Origin of the sequence: Pseudomonas capeferrum, from assembly GCF_000731675.1 — a bacterium.
Taxonomy (GTDB): Bacteria; Pseudomonadota; Gammaproteobacteria; order Pseudomonadales; family Pseudomonadaceae; genus Aquipseudomonas; species Aquipseudomonas capeferrum.
Genome location: NZ_JMIT01000003.1, coordinates 77,943 through 94,320 on the forward strand (window position 1 = coordinate 77,943; position 16,378 = coordinate 94,320).

The 16,378-nt window shown below is 58.2% G+C and carries 12 protein-coding genes and 1 other RNA gene; 7 read left to right on the forward strand and 6 right to left on the reverse strand.

The window, feature by feature from the left end:
- Positions 1-102: 102 nt before the first annotated feature.
- On the reverse strand, positions 103-351 hold the full coding sequence (locus PC358_RS18065) for a hypothetical protein (RefSeq protein ID WP_033701625.1): 249 nt from the start codon (positions 349-351) through the stop codon (positions 103-105).
- Between the two features lie 454 nt (positions 352-805).
- Between PC358_RS18065 and PC358_RS18070 the strand changes: the two genes are divergently transcribed.
- From PC358_RS18070 to PC358_RS18090, 7 genes are all read left to right on the forward strand, one after another.
- Positions 806-1,096, forward strand: coding sequence for a hypothetical protein (locus tag PC358_RS18070; protein ID WP_033701626.1), 291 nt, complete (start codon positions 806-808; stop codon positions 1,094-1,096).
- 98 nt (positions 1,097-1,194) lie between these two features.
- Positions 1,195-1,586, forward strand: a transfer-messenger RNA (tmRNA) gene (gene ssrA / locus PC358_RS27300).
- A 187-nt stretch (positions 1,587-1,773) separates the two neighbouring features.
- Positions 1,774-3,030, forward strand: a complete 1,257-nt coding sequence (locus tag PC358_RS18075; protein ID WP_033701628.1) for an integrase domain-containing protein — start codon at positions 1,774-1,776, stop codon at positions 3,028-3,030.
- A gap of 991 nt (positions 3,031-4,021) precedes the next feature.
- A complete protein-coding gene (locus PC358_RS18080; protein ID WP_033701629.1) occupies positions 4,022-5,419 on the forward strand; it encodes a YfjI family protein in 1,398 nt (465 codons plus the stop codon).
- Positions 5,403-5,762 (forward strand): hypothetical protein, encoded by a 360-nt coding sequence (locus tag PC358_RS27310; protein ID WP_077068664.1) that lies wholly within the window; start codon positions 5,403-5,405, stop codon positions 5,760-5,762. Before PC358_RS18080 ends, PC358_RS27310 begins: the two co-directional genes overlap by 17 nt.
- Positions 5,740-6,720 (forward strand): integrase domain-containing protein, encoded by a 981-nt coding sequence (locus tag PC358_RS18085; protein ID WP_033701632.1) that lies wholly within the window; start codon positions 5,740-5,742, stop codon positions 6,718-6,720. The genes PC358_RS27310 and PC358_RS18085 overlap by 23 nt, the downstream gene beginning before the upstream one ends.
- Positions 6,717-6,992: a hypothetical protein gene (locus PC358_RS18090; protein ID WP_033701633.1), complete on the forward strand. Its 276-nt coding sequence runs from the start codon at positions 6,717-6,719 to the stop codon at positions 6,990-6,992. The genes PC358_RS18085 and PC358_RS18090 overlap by 4 nt, the downstream gene beginning before the upstream one ends.
- Positions 6,993-7,396: 404 nt before the next feature.
- On the opposite strand, the gene PC358_RS18095 is transcribed toward PC358_RS18090, so the two are convergent.
- The 5 genes from PC358_RS18095 to hsdR are packed head-to-tail and all read right to left on the reverse strand — an operon-like array spanning position 7,397 to position 15,793.
- A complete protein-coding gene (locus PC358_RS18095) occupies positions 7,397-9,367 on the reverse strand; it encodes a DUF262 domain-containing protein (protein ID WP_033701634.1) in 1,971 nt (656 codons plus the stop codon).
- Positions 9,368-9,396: 29 nt separating this feature from the next.
- On the reverse strand, positions 9,397-11,100 hold the full coding sequence (locus tag PC358_RS18100) for a restriction endonuclease subunit S (protein ID WP_033701637.1): 1,704 nt from the start codon (positions 11,098-11,100) through the stop codon (positions 9,397-9,399).
- Positions 11,097-12,581 carry a type I restriction-modification system subunit M gene (locus PC358_RS18105; RefSeq protein ID WP_033701640.1) on the reverse strand — a complete coding sequence of 495 codons (1,485 nt, stop codon included), beginning with the start codon at positions 12,579-12,581 and terminating at the stop codon, positions 11,097-11,099. The genes PC358_RS18100 and PC358_RS18105 overlap by 4 nt, the downstream gene beginning before the upstream one ends.
- Before the next feature lie 2 nt (positions 12,582-12,583).
- Positions 12,584-13,417 (reverse strand): HNH endonuclease, encoded by an 834-nt coding sequence (locus PC358_RS27315; protein ID WP_077068665.1) that lies wholly within the window; start codon positions 13,415-13,417, stop codon positions 12,584-12,586.
- Between the two features lie 3 nt (positions 13,418-13,420).
- Complete coding sequence (hsdR, locus tag PC358_RS18115; RefSeq protein ID WP_033701642.1) at positions 13,421-15,793, reverse strand: EcoAI/FtnUII family type I restriction enzme subunit R; 2,373 nt, start codon at positions 15,791-15,793, stop codon at positions 13,421-13,423.
- Between the last annotated feature and the right edge of the window lie 585 nt (positions 15,794-16,378).

Sequence of the window (16,378 nt, forward strand, 5' to 3'; positions counted from 1 at the left end):
AACAAATGTAGGAGCGGCCTTGCGTCGCGATGCGCCGCGCGGGCGGCGCTCGATCTCATGGGCGCCAAAAATGCCATGACAAGCACTAGGCCCCCAAAGCCCTCAAGGCTCGCGTGCCAGCACCAACTCAGCCAACGCCCTGCTCATCTGCACGTTATGCACCGAATTCACCAGCATACCGATACCCGGCTCACCGGCATTACCGCAGATGTATTCGTCCAAGGTGTCTTCAATACCGCGCATCAGCTGAATGGCGTACAACAGCGCCTCAGGTGAAGGCACCTTGTTGTCGATGGTGTAGAACGAACGTGAAGACGTTTGGCTGGGTGGGTCAGGAACACTCTTCTTCATGATGAATTCTCCGATGTCATAAACGGAGCTATCACCCTCTTCCTCTCACAGAAGGAGGTGGCAGCCGTACGCGGGGTGAGAGACCGGCGAACATCGGAATTCCGGCCAGGCCGAAGCCTGCCCACGAACGGCTGCCATAACACTGGCACGATGTAATCGCCGGGCTCTCACACCCGATCGCCAAACCATGGCGACCCAGGGAAACTAGCCCCTGCGCTCATCATCGACAACAGAGAAACGGCTGCGGCGCCGGTAGGATAATTCCTAAACCAATTCCACCTGAAGCATTTGGTTTCAAGTTCCGAATTCCCCTACAGCCCCGCCGCCCAAAGCGACGCAATCACGCCTAGCCACCCCATCATATCGCCCCGCCCCCAACCCGATTGAACCCTCACCAAATCCGCACAGTCCACCTTACAGGCCCACCTTCCAGAGGCCTCAGAAGGAGTCACCCATGAAAGGTACCGCGCTTTCGGCCCTCTTCGCGGCCGCTACCCTCCTGGCCTCGCCAGTGTTCGCCGCAGAGGACCTCTGCACCGCCAACCTGCAGAAAATCGACGACAGCATGGCCACCGCCGGCGCCACCTCCGAGGGCTTGGATAAAGCCCTCACCGAGCACGTCGACAAAGCCAAAGCCGCACAGGCCTCGGGCGACACCAAGGAATGCATTGCCATTACCAGCAAAGTCCTGGAACGCCTGGAAAAAACCGAGAAAGGCAGCGGCTCGGGCGGCGGCGGTGCCTGAGCCTGAAGCGGGCGGCGGAACCTGCTGTCGACGCCGCCCGCTTTAGCGCGTATACTCAGCCCACGTGCCGAAAGGTACGGTCAGCTAGAGCTGAGTGTGGGGCCGATTAGGATTCGACGCCGGTAGCGAAACTCTAGGTGCATGCCGAGTTGGTAACAGAACTCGTAAATCCACTGTTGCAACTTTCTATAGTTGCCAATGACGAAAACTACGAGGGTTACGCTCTCGCTGCGTAAGCAGCTGAGCCCGCTCTCCTGGTAGCTTCGGCTCCAGCAATCATCAGGGGATGCCTGTAAACCCGAAATGATTGTCATACAGAACAGGATCGTCGTGTAGCACGTTGGGGGCAAAGCGACTAAAACTTACCCAACTCATCCAAAGCACCCTGCCCGTCGGGCGGCTGCGGATTAAATCAGTAGACACGGCTAAGCATGTAGTACCGACAGCGGAGTACTGGCGGACGGGGGTTCAAATCCCCCCGGCTCCACCAAATGATCAATCAAAGACGTCCACGGACGTCTTTTTTTGTGCCTGTAATTCATTGAAATCAATGACTTACAGTGCTTTTGAGGGCCATAGAGGTTTTTTGAGTTCCAGACGGTTTGGTATCCCAGGTGGTATCCCGGGCTACCCGGTGCTATTTTTAGGATACCAAAACGGTGCCGGAGGTAGCTCTCATGCCTACTCAAGCAACCCGTCTCTCCGACCGCCAGCTGAAGGCGGTCAAAGCAACTGGTAAAGATTTCGTCCTCAGCGATGGTGACGGCCTACAGCTTCGCGTCAGAGCCAGCGGCTCGATGATGTGGAACTTCAATTACCGCGAGCCGTTGACCAGAAGCCGTATCAACATGGCACTCGGTCCTTACCCCGACCTCTCACTAGCCAATGCTAGGAAAAAAGCTGTCGAGGCGCGCGAGCTGCTTGCCCTGGGTATTGATCCCAAGGTCCAACGTGATGAGGTAAGGCAAGCCAAGCTTGCTGAGACCGAGCACACCTTCGAGAAGGTGGCCACCGCCTGGTTCGAGCTGAAGAAAGACTCGGTAACCCCCGCCTACGCCGAGGACATTTGGCGGTCGCTCACGCTGCACGTGTTCCCCGATTTGAAGACAACGCCGCTTTCGGAAATCAGCGCCCCGATGGTCATCATAATCCTCCGCCCAATCGAGGCGAAAGGCAGCCTGGAGACTGTGAAGCGGTTGAGCCAACGACTCAACGAGATCATGACCTATGGGGTGAACGCCGGCCTGATACACGCGAATCCGCTCAATGGACTTCGTGCTGTATTCAAGAAGCCGAAGAAAGAAAACATGGCTGCTCTTCCACCAGAAGAGCTCCCCGAGCTCATGCTGGAAATCGCGAACGCCAGTATCAAACGCACCACCCGATGCCTGATCGAATGGCAGTTGCACACGATGACTCGCCCCGCCGAGGCGGCGACTACTCGCTGGGCAGACATTGATTTTGAAAGGCGTGTCTGGACCATCCCTCCGGAGCGAATGAAAAAGCGCCGCCCACACAGCATCCCGTTGAGTGATCAAGCAGTCGCGCTGCTGCAATCACTAAAAACTCACAGCGGCCATCGCGAATACGTCTTCCCGTCAGACAGAAATCCGCGTACCCACGCCAATAGCCAGACTGCCAACATGGCGTTGAAACGCATGGGGTTCCAGGATCGCCTAGTCAGCCACGGCCTGCGCTCTATGGCCAGCACCATTTTGAATGAGCATGGGTGGGATCCGGAGCTCATCGAAGTCGCACTAGCTCACGTAGACAAGGATGAGGTGCGCAGTGCCTACAACCGAGCCGACTACATCGAGCGCCGGCGTCCGATGATGGCTTGGTGGAGTGAGTACATCCTGAAAGCCGCGACCGGCAACCTGCTCGCCTCAGCATATGGCCAAGTCAGAGACAAGAACGTTGTGCCGATCCGCTGACCCGGCTACAAGCGCAAGCTGACTGTTTTGGCGACAGCGGCGACAACGGCGCTACACGTTGAAATACCTGGGGTACAGAATGGCGACTGGTATAGCGACCGTCGCCAATTCTCCGTTTGCTCTGCGCTTTTCAGGCAAAGTCCGTGTGCATGGGAAGGCTCCGCATTCCCATGCACAGGGGCTCGCATCTAGAAGGCGACAAACGGCCCATCGTCCACTCACCACCACTCACGGCTACCACTTTCCGCTATCGAATTTTGGCGCAATGAGCAGTGCCTAACTTGATTGACCCAGCCATCCCACCGGCGCTAGAAAGAAGCCTCGAAGCGCTGCTGTTGGCAGCACCCAGGTGGCCCGAACCTTCAAGGTCACGCCGCTTTATGCGGTGGTTCTCCCAAGGGCGATTAGCATCCGGCAGCTCGCCCGGTCACCTTCCCGGTGATGGGTGCTCTTTAACCTCATGGCCCTCGTGCGCCAGCTACACCGTACTGTGATGTGCTGCAGCAACCTAATCGCTTGGCCGAATTTTGCGCCAACTTGCGCCCGTCTCTTTTTCCAGAAAAGAGACGGGCGCTTCTAACACTGCTGCAGCCCTGATCGCACAAAGCTTTGCGGCAATCCCCCTCGTGACAATTGGCGTGACAAACGCCGATGTCACCAGCAACAGCGCTGTAGATGATGGTGCCGCAGACCAGGGAATGGACTGCACCTGACTGACAGTCAGGCATGCCCCTGTCATCGCAGTGCTGCTTGCACCCTGCTCTGGATCTCGCGGCACTGGTCTCGTCAGCCAATGCAGCCTCCACCCGCCCACCGCTATCGGTGCTCAGGAGGCCAGATCATGAGATGCCCTTGCTCTTGGTCGTAAGGAGCCGCCAGTCCCGCGTCAGTGGACACCCTCACAGGTCGCAGGGGCCTTGATCCCTGATAACACTCAGCATTCTTGGCGGGATGACGTGAGGGAGAGATCGGTAATTTATGGAGGAAGGCTATGCAACTGCGCGAAGTACAAGGGCCACCACGCCCCTTGTTGGAACAGCAGATTACGCCCCTACCCTACCCGGTCGCGGCGCTGGGCGATCTATTGGGGCCTGCCGTGGAACGCATGGCCGATGTGATCGGCGTGCCCTGCGCCATGGCCGCGCAATCTGTTCTAGCCACGGCAGCTTTGGCGAGCCAGGCGCACGCCAATGTTCACCTCGACGGCCGAATCTATCCATTGTCGCTGTACTTGCTGACGGTAGCTTGCTCGGGTGATCGCAAAAGCGCGGTGGACCATATTGCACTGCAGGCCGTACGCGACTGGGAGAGACAGCAGTGGATCGCTTACGGCGAACAACTCAAGGCGCACCGAGCAGCGATGAGCCTCACCGCGAAATCGCCAACCTCGAAAAAGTCAGCACAGCTAGCGCTGGACGCCCAACCTGAACCCGTCCAACCGAGACTCCTCAGTGCTGAGCCGACCATTGAAGGCCTGGTCAAAAGCCTCTGCCATGGTTTGCCGAGCATGGGGCTGTTCAGCGATGAAGGCGGGCAGTTTTTGGGCGGCAGCACCATGAACAAGGACAACATGATCAAGGCGATCACTCACTTGTCGACGTTATGGGACGGTAGCCCGATTGATCGGTCGCGCGCGATGGCTGGGGAAAGTCTGCGTGCCTATGATCGCCGCCTCAGCATGCACTTGATGCTGCAACCCCGCATGGCTGACCGCTTGCTGCAGGACGCTGATATCAAAGACCAGGGCATCCTGGGACGCTGTCTGATCAGTTGGCCGGAGCGTCTGGTTGGACAACGGCTGTACAAAGCCATCGACCTGACCCGAGATCCAAAGGTGCACCTGTACCAGCAGCGCATTGCCGCGCTGATGCAGAAGCCTTGGTCACGGCATACAGATGGTGGCCTCACACCTGCGGTCATAGAGTTGAGCTCCAGCGCCCGTGAAGCATGGATTGCCATTCACGACACCATCGAATGCGAGTCAGGGGAGTTCGGCGAGCTGGTCAACGTCCAAGCTGCAGCGAGCAAAGCCGCCGCGAACGTACTACGCATGGCTGGTGTGATGGCGGTGGTTGAGGAATCGACTGTATTGGAAGACATGCACATTCAGCGCGCCTCTACGCTGATGGATTACTACCTGGCCGAAAACCAACGACTGACCGAGCAGGAGCCTCTGAATAAGCTTCGCGCAGAGGCTGATTGCCTGCTGCGCTGGTTGATAAAGAAGAACTGGCCACCGTTTCGCCTGCGCGACCTTACGCGCAACGGCCCCCGCTTTGCCCGTAAAAGCACGCGGCACACCTTCGAGTTATTGCTGCAACTGGTTGCCCATAGCTGGCTGGACAATGACGGGGACATATTCGAGGTGCGCCATGTTCCGACTCAATGACGCCGTGCGCCGCTATCGAGCGCAACATCGCTCGCCGACCGACTTACGGTGTGTCGCCACCACTGCCACCACTTTGTCGCCACGTGCCAATCCAGATGCGGCGGGGGTTGTCGCCAGTGTCGCCGCTGTCGCCACTCCAACCTCTGAGTCAACCGACCTCGCTCGGCTTATCGAGCAGTTGCAAGAAGAAGGAGCTTCGCTGCAACACAGCGAAAACGCCCTTCTCATCCGCCCAGCACACTGGGGACAGTTGGACAGCATCGGTCCCCACTGGAAAGCCCTGCTGCTGCACCTACAAACCAACGGTCAAGGTGAAGACAATGGCGCTGGTCGGTCGGCGTGACGGTCGCAACTTTGGCTACGGCCGCCAACTGGCCTATGCCGGTCGGCAGGCATTGGAAGATTTGTTTGCCGGCGGCCACTTCGCCACGGTCAAAGCACACAGCGATCGCTGGCAAGCCTTCGTGCGCTGGTGCCGCTCAGAGAACGGCCCCGGCTACAACGATGCGCGCCAGATCAATAGACAGACGCTACAAGACTACACCGAGTATCTGCGCCATCAGATCCAGCAAGGTGCACTCTGCATCGCCACCGCGCAGGACCGCCTGAGCAGCGTCAACCGCACCCTTGCTGCGCTGCGCGGTGATCAGGATGTGAGGATCGCCAGCCCGAGTCAGGCGTTGGGACAGCAGCGCTCGAGCGTACGCACTCGCGCGCCGGATGGCAAAGATCACCAACAGGTGCTGCGACTGGCTGAGGTGCTTGGCGAACAGCAACACGATCGGGTGGCCGCCATAGTCCTTTTAGCTCGAGCAACCGGCATGCGCCTGCGCGAAGCGATCCTGGCTGACCTGCCACGCTTACACCGCGAAGCCGAACGCTTAGGCCGCATCAACATCCAAGACGGCACCAAAGGCGGCCGTTCAGGCTCATCAGCGCCGCGATGGGTCGTGGCCAATGAAGCGGTGAAAGCGGCCCTGCAGTTGGTTCGTCAGGCATCGCCGACCGGCAGCCGCAACTTGCTTGCCCGAGACGAAAGCTACGCCATGTTTCTGCACCAAACCGTGCTCCCCGCCCGCGAAACGCTGCATGCACACGCGCTGAAGGGTTTTCATGAACTGCGCGCAGCCTACGCCTGCGAACGTTACGAGCAGCTCACGGGCCACGCCGCACCGGTCAATGGCGGCCACTGCTATCGCATTGACCGTGACCTTGATCAACAGGCGCGCCAACAAATCAGCCTAGAGCTCGGGCATAATCGGATCGTTGTGGTGTCGGCCTACATTGGCGGGAGAATATGAGCAAACCCTTCGATATGACGCTGTTCCTGAGCGGCGTACTGACCGGTTCGAAGGCCACGCAGCAACGTCACCTACGCCAAGCACGAGTCATGCAAGCGGCCATTCAACAGCGATGGCAACGCGATAATCCCTGGACCTGGCAGCTCAAGCATGTGCGCTGGTTTCTCACTCAGCACCTGAAAGACCATTCCGACGCCACCCGGTATTATTATCGACTCACCGCCCTATTGATCTGGAAGCGATTAGGGAGCGGCCGAGGATTGCTGATCTGACGCTCGAATCGAGGGTAGGCAGTCCACAGGGCTCTCTTTTCCCCTTCAACTATCTTAGCGTGGACATTCTATCGCTGAGTGAACCTGTTCAAAATCCACTCTTTCAACCTTAATGGCATAAAGGCAAAATGCCATCAGCAAGGGCGACGAAATGCTAAAGAATTGGTGCCGATCGCCATCCGATTTTTGTGACCAGCAGCTTATCGCTCCTCCAAGACACTACGTGAAGCCCGACGAATACCACAGAAATAGCGAAGATAGCTGCCGTAGCAATCCAGAACCAGGCACTGACGCCATTGGTTTCTGCTGAGAACAGCAACGAAAAATCCGGCCAGAGAAGCTTTAGAAGGTCCAACATTTCAAGTCATCCAAGACGTAATTGCAAAAACTCAACGTTGAGGGGCTTACGGCCTAGGCCAGAGGCTCAGGGCATAGGAAAACAGCTTGTCGGCGCGCGACACGATTTGCTCTTCTTCCCAGGCATCGTTCTCACCAAACGCCTGGAAGTGCATATTGAGCATCAGCAGACTGGTGGTCACGATCTCCTGCCGCTTCACGACAAAGGGTTCGTTGCTCAGGGCGGAGTTGAAGGCCTGGGTCACCAGTGTGAGGTTGCCGATACTGTGCAGCAGGCGGCGGCGCCTTTCCTGGTTCTCTGGTGTGTCCTCGGCCAGCGGCCAGTTCGTTTGCCACTTCTGCGGCAAGACATGCTCCACGGTCAGGCCATCAGGTAGCACCAGGCTCTCCTGCTTGCTACCGCGCATGGACAGCTCCAGCGCCTCGAGAACCGCACGGACCTTGCTGGTGTTGCGGCCCTGGTAAAGAGCGCGATGGCACCAGTTACGGGCGAAGGCCTCGTCATCCGGCCAGCACTGGCTGTCGCCCTGCAGGGACAGCAGCTTGTCACGCAGGGTCGCGGCATCGGTCTTCTGCTCGCGCACCATCTCCGCCAGTAAGCGGTTGAGGAAGGTGCGGTTGTAGCTCTTGGTGGTGTAGCCACAGATAAAGCGGCGCACCAAGTAAGACTCCAGATCACCAATGGCCTGCAGGAACTCCGCGGAATCCGGCTTATGGTGCTCCAGTAGATACAGCACAAGCGGCGTCACCGTGGATACATCCAGCAGCTTCAGACGCCGGCAGAACAGATCGAGGCGACTCGCCTGCCCCGGCACCATAAAGGTCTGGAAATACCCCGCCAGGTGCGTGATGCGCGCCAGCTCGCGCTGAGTGTCGCGCGGCTCATCCTGCCACCAGTCCTTGAACTCGTTGAATACGTGGGCCACCTTCAGATCCTCGCACTTGCGCATGCCCACGTAGTGGTAAAGCAGCAGGTCCAGTCGCGAGTTCTTCAGGCGGCCCTGCCGCTCCTGCTGCTTCCAGAACTTGGCGCCCTTGCCAGTGCTGGTGTCTACCGTCTCGTCGAAATGCTGCCAGCCCTGGCGATACAGCTCATCCACGTCTTCGCCGTTGCGGGTGGCGTGGAGGAAGATGAAGTTGCGGATCAGGTCGCTCGGCAATAGCGGCGCACCCCGGGCATTGAGGGTTTCGAAGATAATCTGCGGGTCGTCCTCGTCCTCCAGCTCCAGCGACATGATCTGGAAGCCTTCGCGCAGGGTGGCCAGCAGCGCATGGGCGCGCTCCACCTGCAGCGGTAGGTCGGCGCCAGGCAGTTTCAGCTGGCTATCCGCGTCGATGGAGCGAATCACCGAATGGGCCACGGTGCGTTCTTCATCTGCAGCCGCGTCCGGCAACAGGTCATCGTAGCGCAGGCCGCGCAGGTAGCAGGCCAGCATGGCGTGGAAGAACAGGTAGGCGCGCACCATGGCCGGACGCTCCTGATACTGTCGACCGACCTTGGCCGGGAAGCGCTCGCAGATCTTTTCGGCGCAGCCCAGCTCGGCCAGTGCCTGCATCACATCGCGACCGACATTGGTCGGCAGTACCTTGAGGGTATCGCTGGCAAGGCGGTAGCGGCCGATATTCTGCGTCAGCGGCTTGAGGTCATAGCTCAGCGCTTCGTCATTCAGCGGCGCGACTAGGTCGCGAAACGCCAGCAACAGAATCTGCAGGGTGGTGATACGCTGCTGGCCGTCGATCACATCGCGGTTGCCCACGGCATCACTGCTGCCGCCCTTGAGGCTACCGATCACCACTGTCCCGAGAAAGTGCCGGCGTAGCGGCCTGAGCCGGCCAGCCCCGACCATGGCTGCATCAGCCTGATGCTGGACAATAGCCTCCAGGCGGTCAACGAAGTCTTCCCACAGCGGCTGCACCTGCTCGTTCAGCGTCCACACGTAACCACGCTGGAACAAGGGGATCAGGTACTGCGCGCGCTCGGTAAACAGGTCGGTGACGGCTTTCTTGTCGGGACGCATAGGATGTCCTTATCGGTGTTCTTGTTAAATCAGGTCACGGCCTGCTCGACCAGCGCACTGGCCAGATGCTCGTGCACCTGCCGGGCCTGGTTAAGGCGGGCTTTGAGTTGGTCGCAGAGGGCCATCAGTTGATCTACTTTGGCGACGATGCGGTGTTGTTCGGCTAGAGGGGGTAGCGGAAAAGCGCATGCTCGAAGCTGAGCCATGTTGATCGACGCGAGGTTCGTTGTCTGCTTTGACGATCCTGCGAAATACTCTCTAGCTGTAGCTGAGTTCAGATAAATTTCGGCCCAGCGCGGTTCCCATTCCGTTGTCACTGCTCTGGCTCGGAATACATGATTTTGGTGTAAGCACTCCGAAATTTCTTCACGCCAAATAGCAGTACGTCCGACCTTGTCCCAATCACCACCTTCGGTAATAAGCAAATCACCATTCGACAGGAGATATTTTTCGACCTCATCCTCTGGAATTTCCACCTCTTTGATCTGATCAAGGACAAGGTGCCCCCTCTGGACATTCGCGACACGAAGATATGGCTTGATTAGCAGCTTTCGCCCTGCAAATTTACGTCCGAGCGTGACGCCACCAGTCACATATAAAACTGAATCTAGCGTCTTCCACTCCCAGCCATTCGGGACGCTATAAGGGAGCACTGACAATGCATCGACAGCTAGCTCTTTTTGTTTTCTTGCTTTGGTTTCAATCAATACGCGTTGTTTCGCGATGTCAATCCGCTTACACAACTCCCGTGCCGGCTCATCACTAGGATCTTGCGGTACCAGCTTGCCCATCACCGCCAGTTGCAGCAGAGTTTGCTTTAGGGCGTCGATGCTGGATTCGGTGGTGAACAGGGTGTGGAAGTGTTCGGCCAGGCGCTGCCAGCTTTGTGCAAAGCCTTCGGCATCGCTGGCCTGCGTCAGGCTGCCCAGCAGCACCTGCACCAGTTGGGCATGGGCGCTATCGGCATCGGCCTGCCGGGCTTCCAGCCGGTCGCACAGGGCCATCAGCTCATCGACTTTGGCGACGATGCGGTGTTGTTCGGGGAGAGGGGGTAGCGGAATTAACCCACTGAAAAATTGACCGTCATTGATGGCTGGATAAGCAATTCCCATCTGTACAGACTCAACGTATCTGACAAAAACGGGACTTCTCAAAAAACAGAGAAAATACCTCGCAGGCATTTCTAAGTAGGGGTGAATGATCGCGAAAGCAGTACTAGCAATTGGTTCCTGCTCATATACCTCTTCAATGACAGCAACATTAAGAAGGTACGGTCGAATAGTTGAGTAAATCACCGTTCCCGGCCTAACCACTTTCCGGGCTCGCGATGGCGCGTCCTCAGCCATAAGAACTTGGGGGGAAGTAATCTTTCCAGCAGAATTATCAACAGCCCCAACGTCGATATACGTGAATTTTTTGTCCGGGGTTTTCTGTCCCCAATCGTGACCAACTGCGGCTACGCGCGCCCACTCCCAGTTGGTAGGTACGTCAAACGGTTTCTCTTCTTCACTAATTTCAGCCAGCGGCTTCTGCTTCTTGATCTTGCCCTCCGCCACCAACCGCGCCTTTTCCTCGGCAATCCGCTCAAGCAAGTCACTGGCCGGCTCATCATTCGCATCCTGCGGCACCAGCTTGCCGCGCACCGCCAACTCCAGAATCAGTTCGCGCAGCTTCTTGATGCCATTGGGCGCGCCGGCCAGCAGCGGCAGATTGTCGGTCAACACTGCGCTCATGCTTGACACTCCGCGACCTGATCGGCAAAGGCCTCGGCCAGTACGGCCTTGAGCTGGTCGCGCAGTTCGCCAATCTCGTCTTGCAACGCGGCGTAGTCGCGCAGCAGCTCGTCCGCGTTGTGGCTGATCTGCTCGCCGATGTGAGGGTTCTTGCAGTCGAGGTTCCAGTTACGGTTTTGCAGCTCGTCGAAGCTGACCTTCCAGGCGAATTCGTTCTCCTGCCGTGCGGCAAAGCCATCGGCCTCGCTGCCCCACCAAGCTTCTTCAACGGCGAACTCCTCGACGCGCATGGGTCTGGTCTTGGAGTAGCTTTTGTAACCGGCCGGGTACTGGTGCTCGTAGAACCATACATCCTTGGTGGGCGTGCCCTTGGTGAAAAACAGCAGGTTAGTCTTGATGCCGGTGTAGGGGTTGAACACGCCGTTTGGCAGGCGAACGATGGTGTGCAGGTTGCATTCGGTCAGCAGCTTTTCCTTGATCCGGCTCTTGATGCCTTCACCAAAGAGGAAGCCGTCGGGCAGCACCACGGCGGCGCGACCGCCGTCCTTGAGCAGGTGCATGATCAGCACCAGGAACAGGTCGGCGGTTTCGCGGGTACGGTAGGCAGTGGGGAAGTTGGTTTCGATGCCGTCTTCTTCCATGCCGCCAAACGGCGGGTTGGCGACGATGCAATCGACCCGCTCAGCCGGCCCCCAGCTGATCAGCGGACGTCCCAGGGTGTTGTCGTGCTTGATCTGGTTGGGCACCTCGATGCCGTGCAGGATCATGTTGGTGGTGGCCAGCAGGTGCGGCAGCGGCTTTTTCTCCACGCCGAAGATGCTCGACTGCAGGGTACGCTCGTCCTCGGCGGTTTGCACATAGCGCTTGCGCTTGTGCTCGATGCTACAGGTGAGGAAGCCGCCAGTGCCGCAGGCCGGGTCCATGACCTTTTCGTCCAGCTTGGGATCGACCATGCGCACCATGAATTCGGTGACTGGGCGCGGGGTATAGAACTCACCGGCATTGCCGGCGTTCTGCAGGTCGCGCAGCAGTTGCTCGTACATGTCGCCGAAGGCGTGGCGCTCCTGCGCCTTGTTGAAGTCCACCCCTTCCTGAATCTTGTTGATCACCTGGCGGATCAACTGGCCGGACTTCATGTAGTTGTAGGCATCCTCGAACACGCCACGCACCACGTAGGTGGCTGGCGTGGTGCTGTATTCGTGGAGGTTCTGCAGCTGCGGGAACAGGTTGTTGTCGATGAAGTCCTTCAGGGCATCACCGGTGATGCCCTCCGGGTTGGCCGCCCAGGTGCGCCAGCGGCAGCTCTCCGGAATCGGCGAGCGGTAGTCGTCATCAAGCAGTTCCCATTCCTGCTCGCGGTCATCGAAGATTTTCAGGAACAGCATCCAGACAAGCTGGCCAATACGCTGGGCATCGCCGTCGACGCCGACGTCCTTGCGCATGATGTCCTGGATGGATTTGATGGTGCTGCTGATAGACATGCTTACTTCCTGAAAAGGTGTTCACGGTGCCAAGCCAGATAGCCGCGATGCTGAGGCTCGATCTGGCGCAAGCGCAGAGAGGGGGTAATGTTGAGCGCACGATTGCTGTCGGGGTCGAGATCCTCACCAAGGAGAATCTGCCCGTGATCGTCAAAACTGATCAGGCCACGGTCGAAGGCCAGATCGAGATTGGGGGTGAGCAACAGGCCGTTGAATGGATCAAGTCGCTCGGCCGGGCTGGCAGCACACCAGGGTTTGATATGCGAGGCCCGCAACAGCTCCGGTACGCAGCAGTCGGTAACTGCACAACTGCCCCAGTAGGCCAGCAGATCATCGCGGTAGCCGCTCTGGCCGATGCGCGCCTTGATCAGGGCGTCGCGTTCGGTGTCGGTGAGGTTGGGTTCGTTTAGAAATTCCTCTGTTGAGACCGAAGGTTGAGCAGCCCAGGACTGGAGGGCAGAAACAGAGGATTTATAACCAAGTAGATCAAGCAGTTGATGAAGATCGGCCTCTACAGCGATATCCAGTGCAATTGCCAATTTACTGTCAGAGCCAGCTACGGCGGGATAACCCGTCATGTTGGTGTTTCGATACCCGGTATTTGGCAACGAAGGGGAAAGTGCCTTGATGGAGTCCCAATTACCTGCGGGGGCATGTTCGGGATGAATGATGAAGGGTTGCTTGGCAACAGGAGCACCCGCTCTGCTCATTTTGACGAATACACGACCGTTAAAATCAGGATGCTCATACCCGTTAGCATGTTGATTTTTGATGGTCAGAACAAAGCCCTTACGGATGAGCGCAGCTGCGATTTCAAATGAGTTAAGTTTGCGCATCGGTTATCCGTAGAGCTGTCGCTCAAGCTCCTGAATGGCCTGCTGATAGCCCGGTTTGCCGCCAAAGGCCTTGACCAGCTCAATCGGCGCACCGATCTGGCTGAATGGCGCCAGCTGAAGAATCTTGATGTCTTCGATGTGCTCGACGCCGGTGTCGGCGTATTTGTCGAGCAGGGCTTCCAGTACCTGGCGGGCGGCGCCGGAGTATTTGGCGAAGTAGTTACGCTTTTTCACCTGCTCGGCGCGCTCCTTACGGGTGAGCGGCGGCTGGTCGAAGGCGATATGGCAGATCAGGTCGAATGGATCGAGCGGCTGGCCGCGCTTGGCTGAGACTTCGTCGTCCAGAGCTTCCCACATCACACCTTGAGCGGCCAGCTCATCGATGATGACCTTCTTCTGTTCGGCATCGCTCCAGCGGTGCAGGAAGTCATCCAGCGAGGCAAACTGTTTCTTAACGCAGATGCGGGTGTAGTCGCGTAGTGATTCGGTGATCAGCTTGCCGTCCGGGCCGTAGTACTGCACGCGCTCGGCAATGACGTGCACGGCGACGTTGTTGATCACGTATTTGACGCGCTTCTTGCCGCCATCGTCGTCAGCGCCGCCGGTGGTTTCGTCACCTTCGGTTGCCCCAGCACCACCGTCGATCACGTCACCCTCTTCACCCTCGGTTTCTTCCGGCGGCACCGGTGAGGAGTCGCCCTCGGGGTTGTAGATCACCACCGGCTCACCGTCGAAGGCCGGGTCGGCAAACAGTTCGGTGGCTTTCTTGAAGTCCATGATGGTGAACCAGTACTTGCCGTAATCCTCGTTGATACGGGTGCCACGACCGATGATCTGCTTGAACTCGGTCATGGATTTGATGTGCTGGTCGAGCACCACCAGTTTGCAGGTCTGGGCATCAACGCCGGTGGTCATGAGTTTGCTGGTGGTGGCGATCACCGGGTAGCGCGACTCGGGGTTGATGAAGTTGTCCAGCTCGGCCTTGCCTTCCTTGTCGTCGCCGGTAATGCGCATCACGTATTTGCGGTTTTCCTCAACGCGCTTGGGGTTGAGGTTGACCAGGGCCTGACGCATGCGCTCGGCGTGGTCAATGTCGTCGCAGAAGATGATGGTTTTCTGGAAGGGGTCGGTGGCGGTCAGGTATTCGGTCACCTTGCGGGCGACCAACTGGGTGCGCGCTTCGATCACCAGGTCGCGGTCCATGTCCTTGAGGTCATAGACGCGGTCTTCGATCAGCTCACCGTTCTTGTCGCGCGTGCCCTTGGGCGGGCGCCAGCCTTGCAGGTCTTTGTCGAAGTCGATGCGCACCACTTTGTACGGGGCGAGGAAGCCATCTTCGATGCCTTGCTTGAGGGTGTAGCTGTACACCGGCTCACCGAAGTAGGTGATACTGGAAACCTCTTTGGTCTCCTTCGGCGTAGCGGTCAGGCCGATGTGGGTGGCACCGGAGAAGTAGTCGAGAATCTCGCGCCAGGCCGAGTCTTCGGAGGCGCTGCCTCGGTGGCATTCGTCGATCACCACGAGGTCGAAGAAGTCGCGGGAAAACTGCTTGTAGACATTCTTCTCTTCTTCGTTGCCGGTCACGGCCTGATACAGCGACAGGTAGATTTCGTAGGACTTTTCGATCTGCCGTTTGGCAATCTTGGTCATCGCCTGGCCGAAGGGCTTGAAGTCGTTGTTCTTGGTCTGGTCGACGAGGATGTTGCGGTCGGCGAGGAAGAGGATGCGTTTCTTCTGCCCGGACTTCCACAAGCGCCAGATGATCTGGAAGGCGGTGTAGGTCTTGCCGGTGCCGGTGGCCATGACCAGCAGGATGCGATCCTGCCCGCGCGCCACGGCCTCGACGGTGCGGTTGATGGCGTTCATCTGGTAGTAGCGCGGCATGCGCCCGGAACCGTCGTCGTAATACGGGGCTTCGGCTTTCTGCTGGCTTTCGCCACTCAGGCCCTTCCACTGGCAGTAGCGCTGCCAGAGCTCATCGGGGCTGGGAAACTGCTCCAGGCTCAACTCGGTTTCCTTTTGCGCGCCGGTGCCACTGCGATCATGGAAGAGGAAGCCGTCGCCGTTGCTGGAGAATACGAACGGCACATCCAGCGCCTCGGCATAACCGAGCGCCTGCTGCATACCGGAGCCGAGCGCGTGCTTGTTGTCCTTGGCCTCGATAACCGCCAGCGGCAGGTTGGCCTGGTGATACAGGATGTAGTCGGCGCGGCGCGATTCGCCTCGGCTGTGCAGCTTGCCACGGACGATGATGCGCCCCTTGGTAAAGCTGACTTCCTCACGAACCTGCTTGTGCAAATCCCAGCCCGCCGCGGTGATGGCCGGTGTGATGTATTTGCTGCAGATGTCACGCTCAGTCAGTGAATTCTTGTCCATGTATCCGTCCCGTTGAACTGCCTTGACCTCGCATATCTGGTTGGCGAGGCGATTATTGGGACGGCGTAAATTGTACGCTAGAACCCTTGATTACGTCCCTGATGGCTCTTTGACCTAACTGTGTGCGAATGACGTCACAATATCTATCCAGCCAGCATGGGTAAAGCTCGCGTCCCATCAGAACGCGTTGTTTTTTGCGCAGAGGTAGCACCAGTATTCCACTCAAGCTACTCGCGCGGCGTTGTGACGTCAGAGCATGGCGAAATGAACATCCCCCGTGCGATTGGATCACGCCGCTGGATCATCCCTATCCCCCGTCTGTCCTGAAGCTGCCGGGAGCTGTCCACGGTGAGAAAGCAAAGGCAGTTGCGCTCACAGAACAGCGGATGCGAGTAATCCAATAGGCCATCGATGCCGCCGTCACGAAGAATGCGATGCTGAGTCCGAGGCGGATAGCTCTTCGCTCAACCTACTCGGCATCATGGACACCACAGCTGCTTCGACGTATGCGACCTGCGATGCAAACTTCAGCGCACCGTAGGCCATTGAGCTGCCGGCGCCAAGACTGGACAAGCTCACAGGTAA

What these genes read in the sequence shown, in the direction of transcription:
- PC358_RS18065 (WP_033701625.1), bottom strand. Translation starts at nt 351, where the DNA reads ATGAAGAAGAGTGTTCCTGACCCACCCAGCCAAACGTCTTCACGTTCG.
- PC358_RS18070 (WP_033701626.1), top strand. Translation starts at nt 806, where the DNA reads ATGAAAGGTACCGCGCTTTCGGCCCTCTTCGCGGCCGCTACCCTCCTG.
- PC358_RS18075 (WP_033701628.1), top strand. Translation starts at nt 1,774, where the DNA reads ATGCCTACTCAAGCAACCCGTCTCTCCGACCGCCAGCTGAAGGCGGTC.
- PC358_RS18080 (WP_033701629.1), top strand. Translation starts at nt 4,022, where the DNA reads ATGCAACTGCGCGAAGTACAAGGGCCACCACGCCCCTTGTTGGAACAG.
- PC358_RS27310 (WP_077068664.1), top strand. Translation starts at nt 5,403, where the DNA reads ATGTTCCGACTCAATGACGCCGTGCGCCGCTATCGAGCGCAACATCGC.
- PC358_RS18085 (WP_033701632.1), top strand. Translation starts at nt 5,740, where the DNA reads ATGGCGCTGGTCGGTCGGCGTGACGGTCGCAACTTTGGCTACGGCCGC.
- PC358_RS18090 (WP_033701633.1), top strand. Translation starts at nt 6,717, where the DNA reads ATGAGCAAACCCTTCGATATGACGCTGTTCCTGAGCGGCGTACTGACC.
- PC358_RS18095 (WP_033701634.1), bottom strand. Translation starts at nt 9,367, where the DNA reads ATGCGTCCCGACAAGAAAGCCGTCACCGACCTGTTTACCGAGCGCGCG.
- PC358_RS18100 (WP_033701637.1), bottom strand. Translation starts at nt 11,100, where the DNA reads ATGAGCGCAGTGTTGACCGACAATCTGCCGCTGCTGGCCGGCGCGCCC.
- PC358_RS18105 (WP_033701640.1), bottom strand. Translation starts at nt 12,581, where the DNA reads ATGTCTATCAGCAGCACCATCAAATCCATCCAGGACATCATGCGCAAG.
- PC358_RS27315 (WP_077068665.1), bottom strand. Translation starts at nt 13,417, where the DNA reads ATGCGCAAACTTAACTCATTTGAAATCGCAGCTGCGCTCATCCGTAAG.
- hsdR (WP_033701642.1), bottom strand. Translation starts at nt 15,793, where the DNA reads ATGGACAAGAATTCACTGACTGAGCGTGACATCTGCAGCAAATACATC.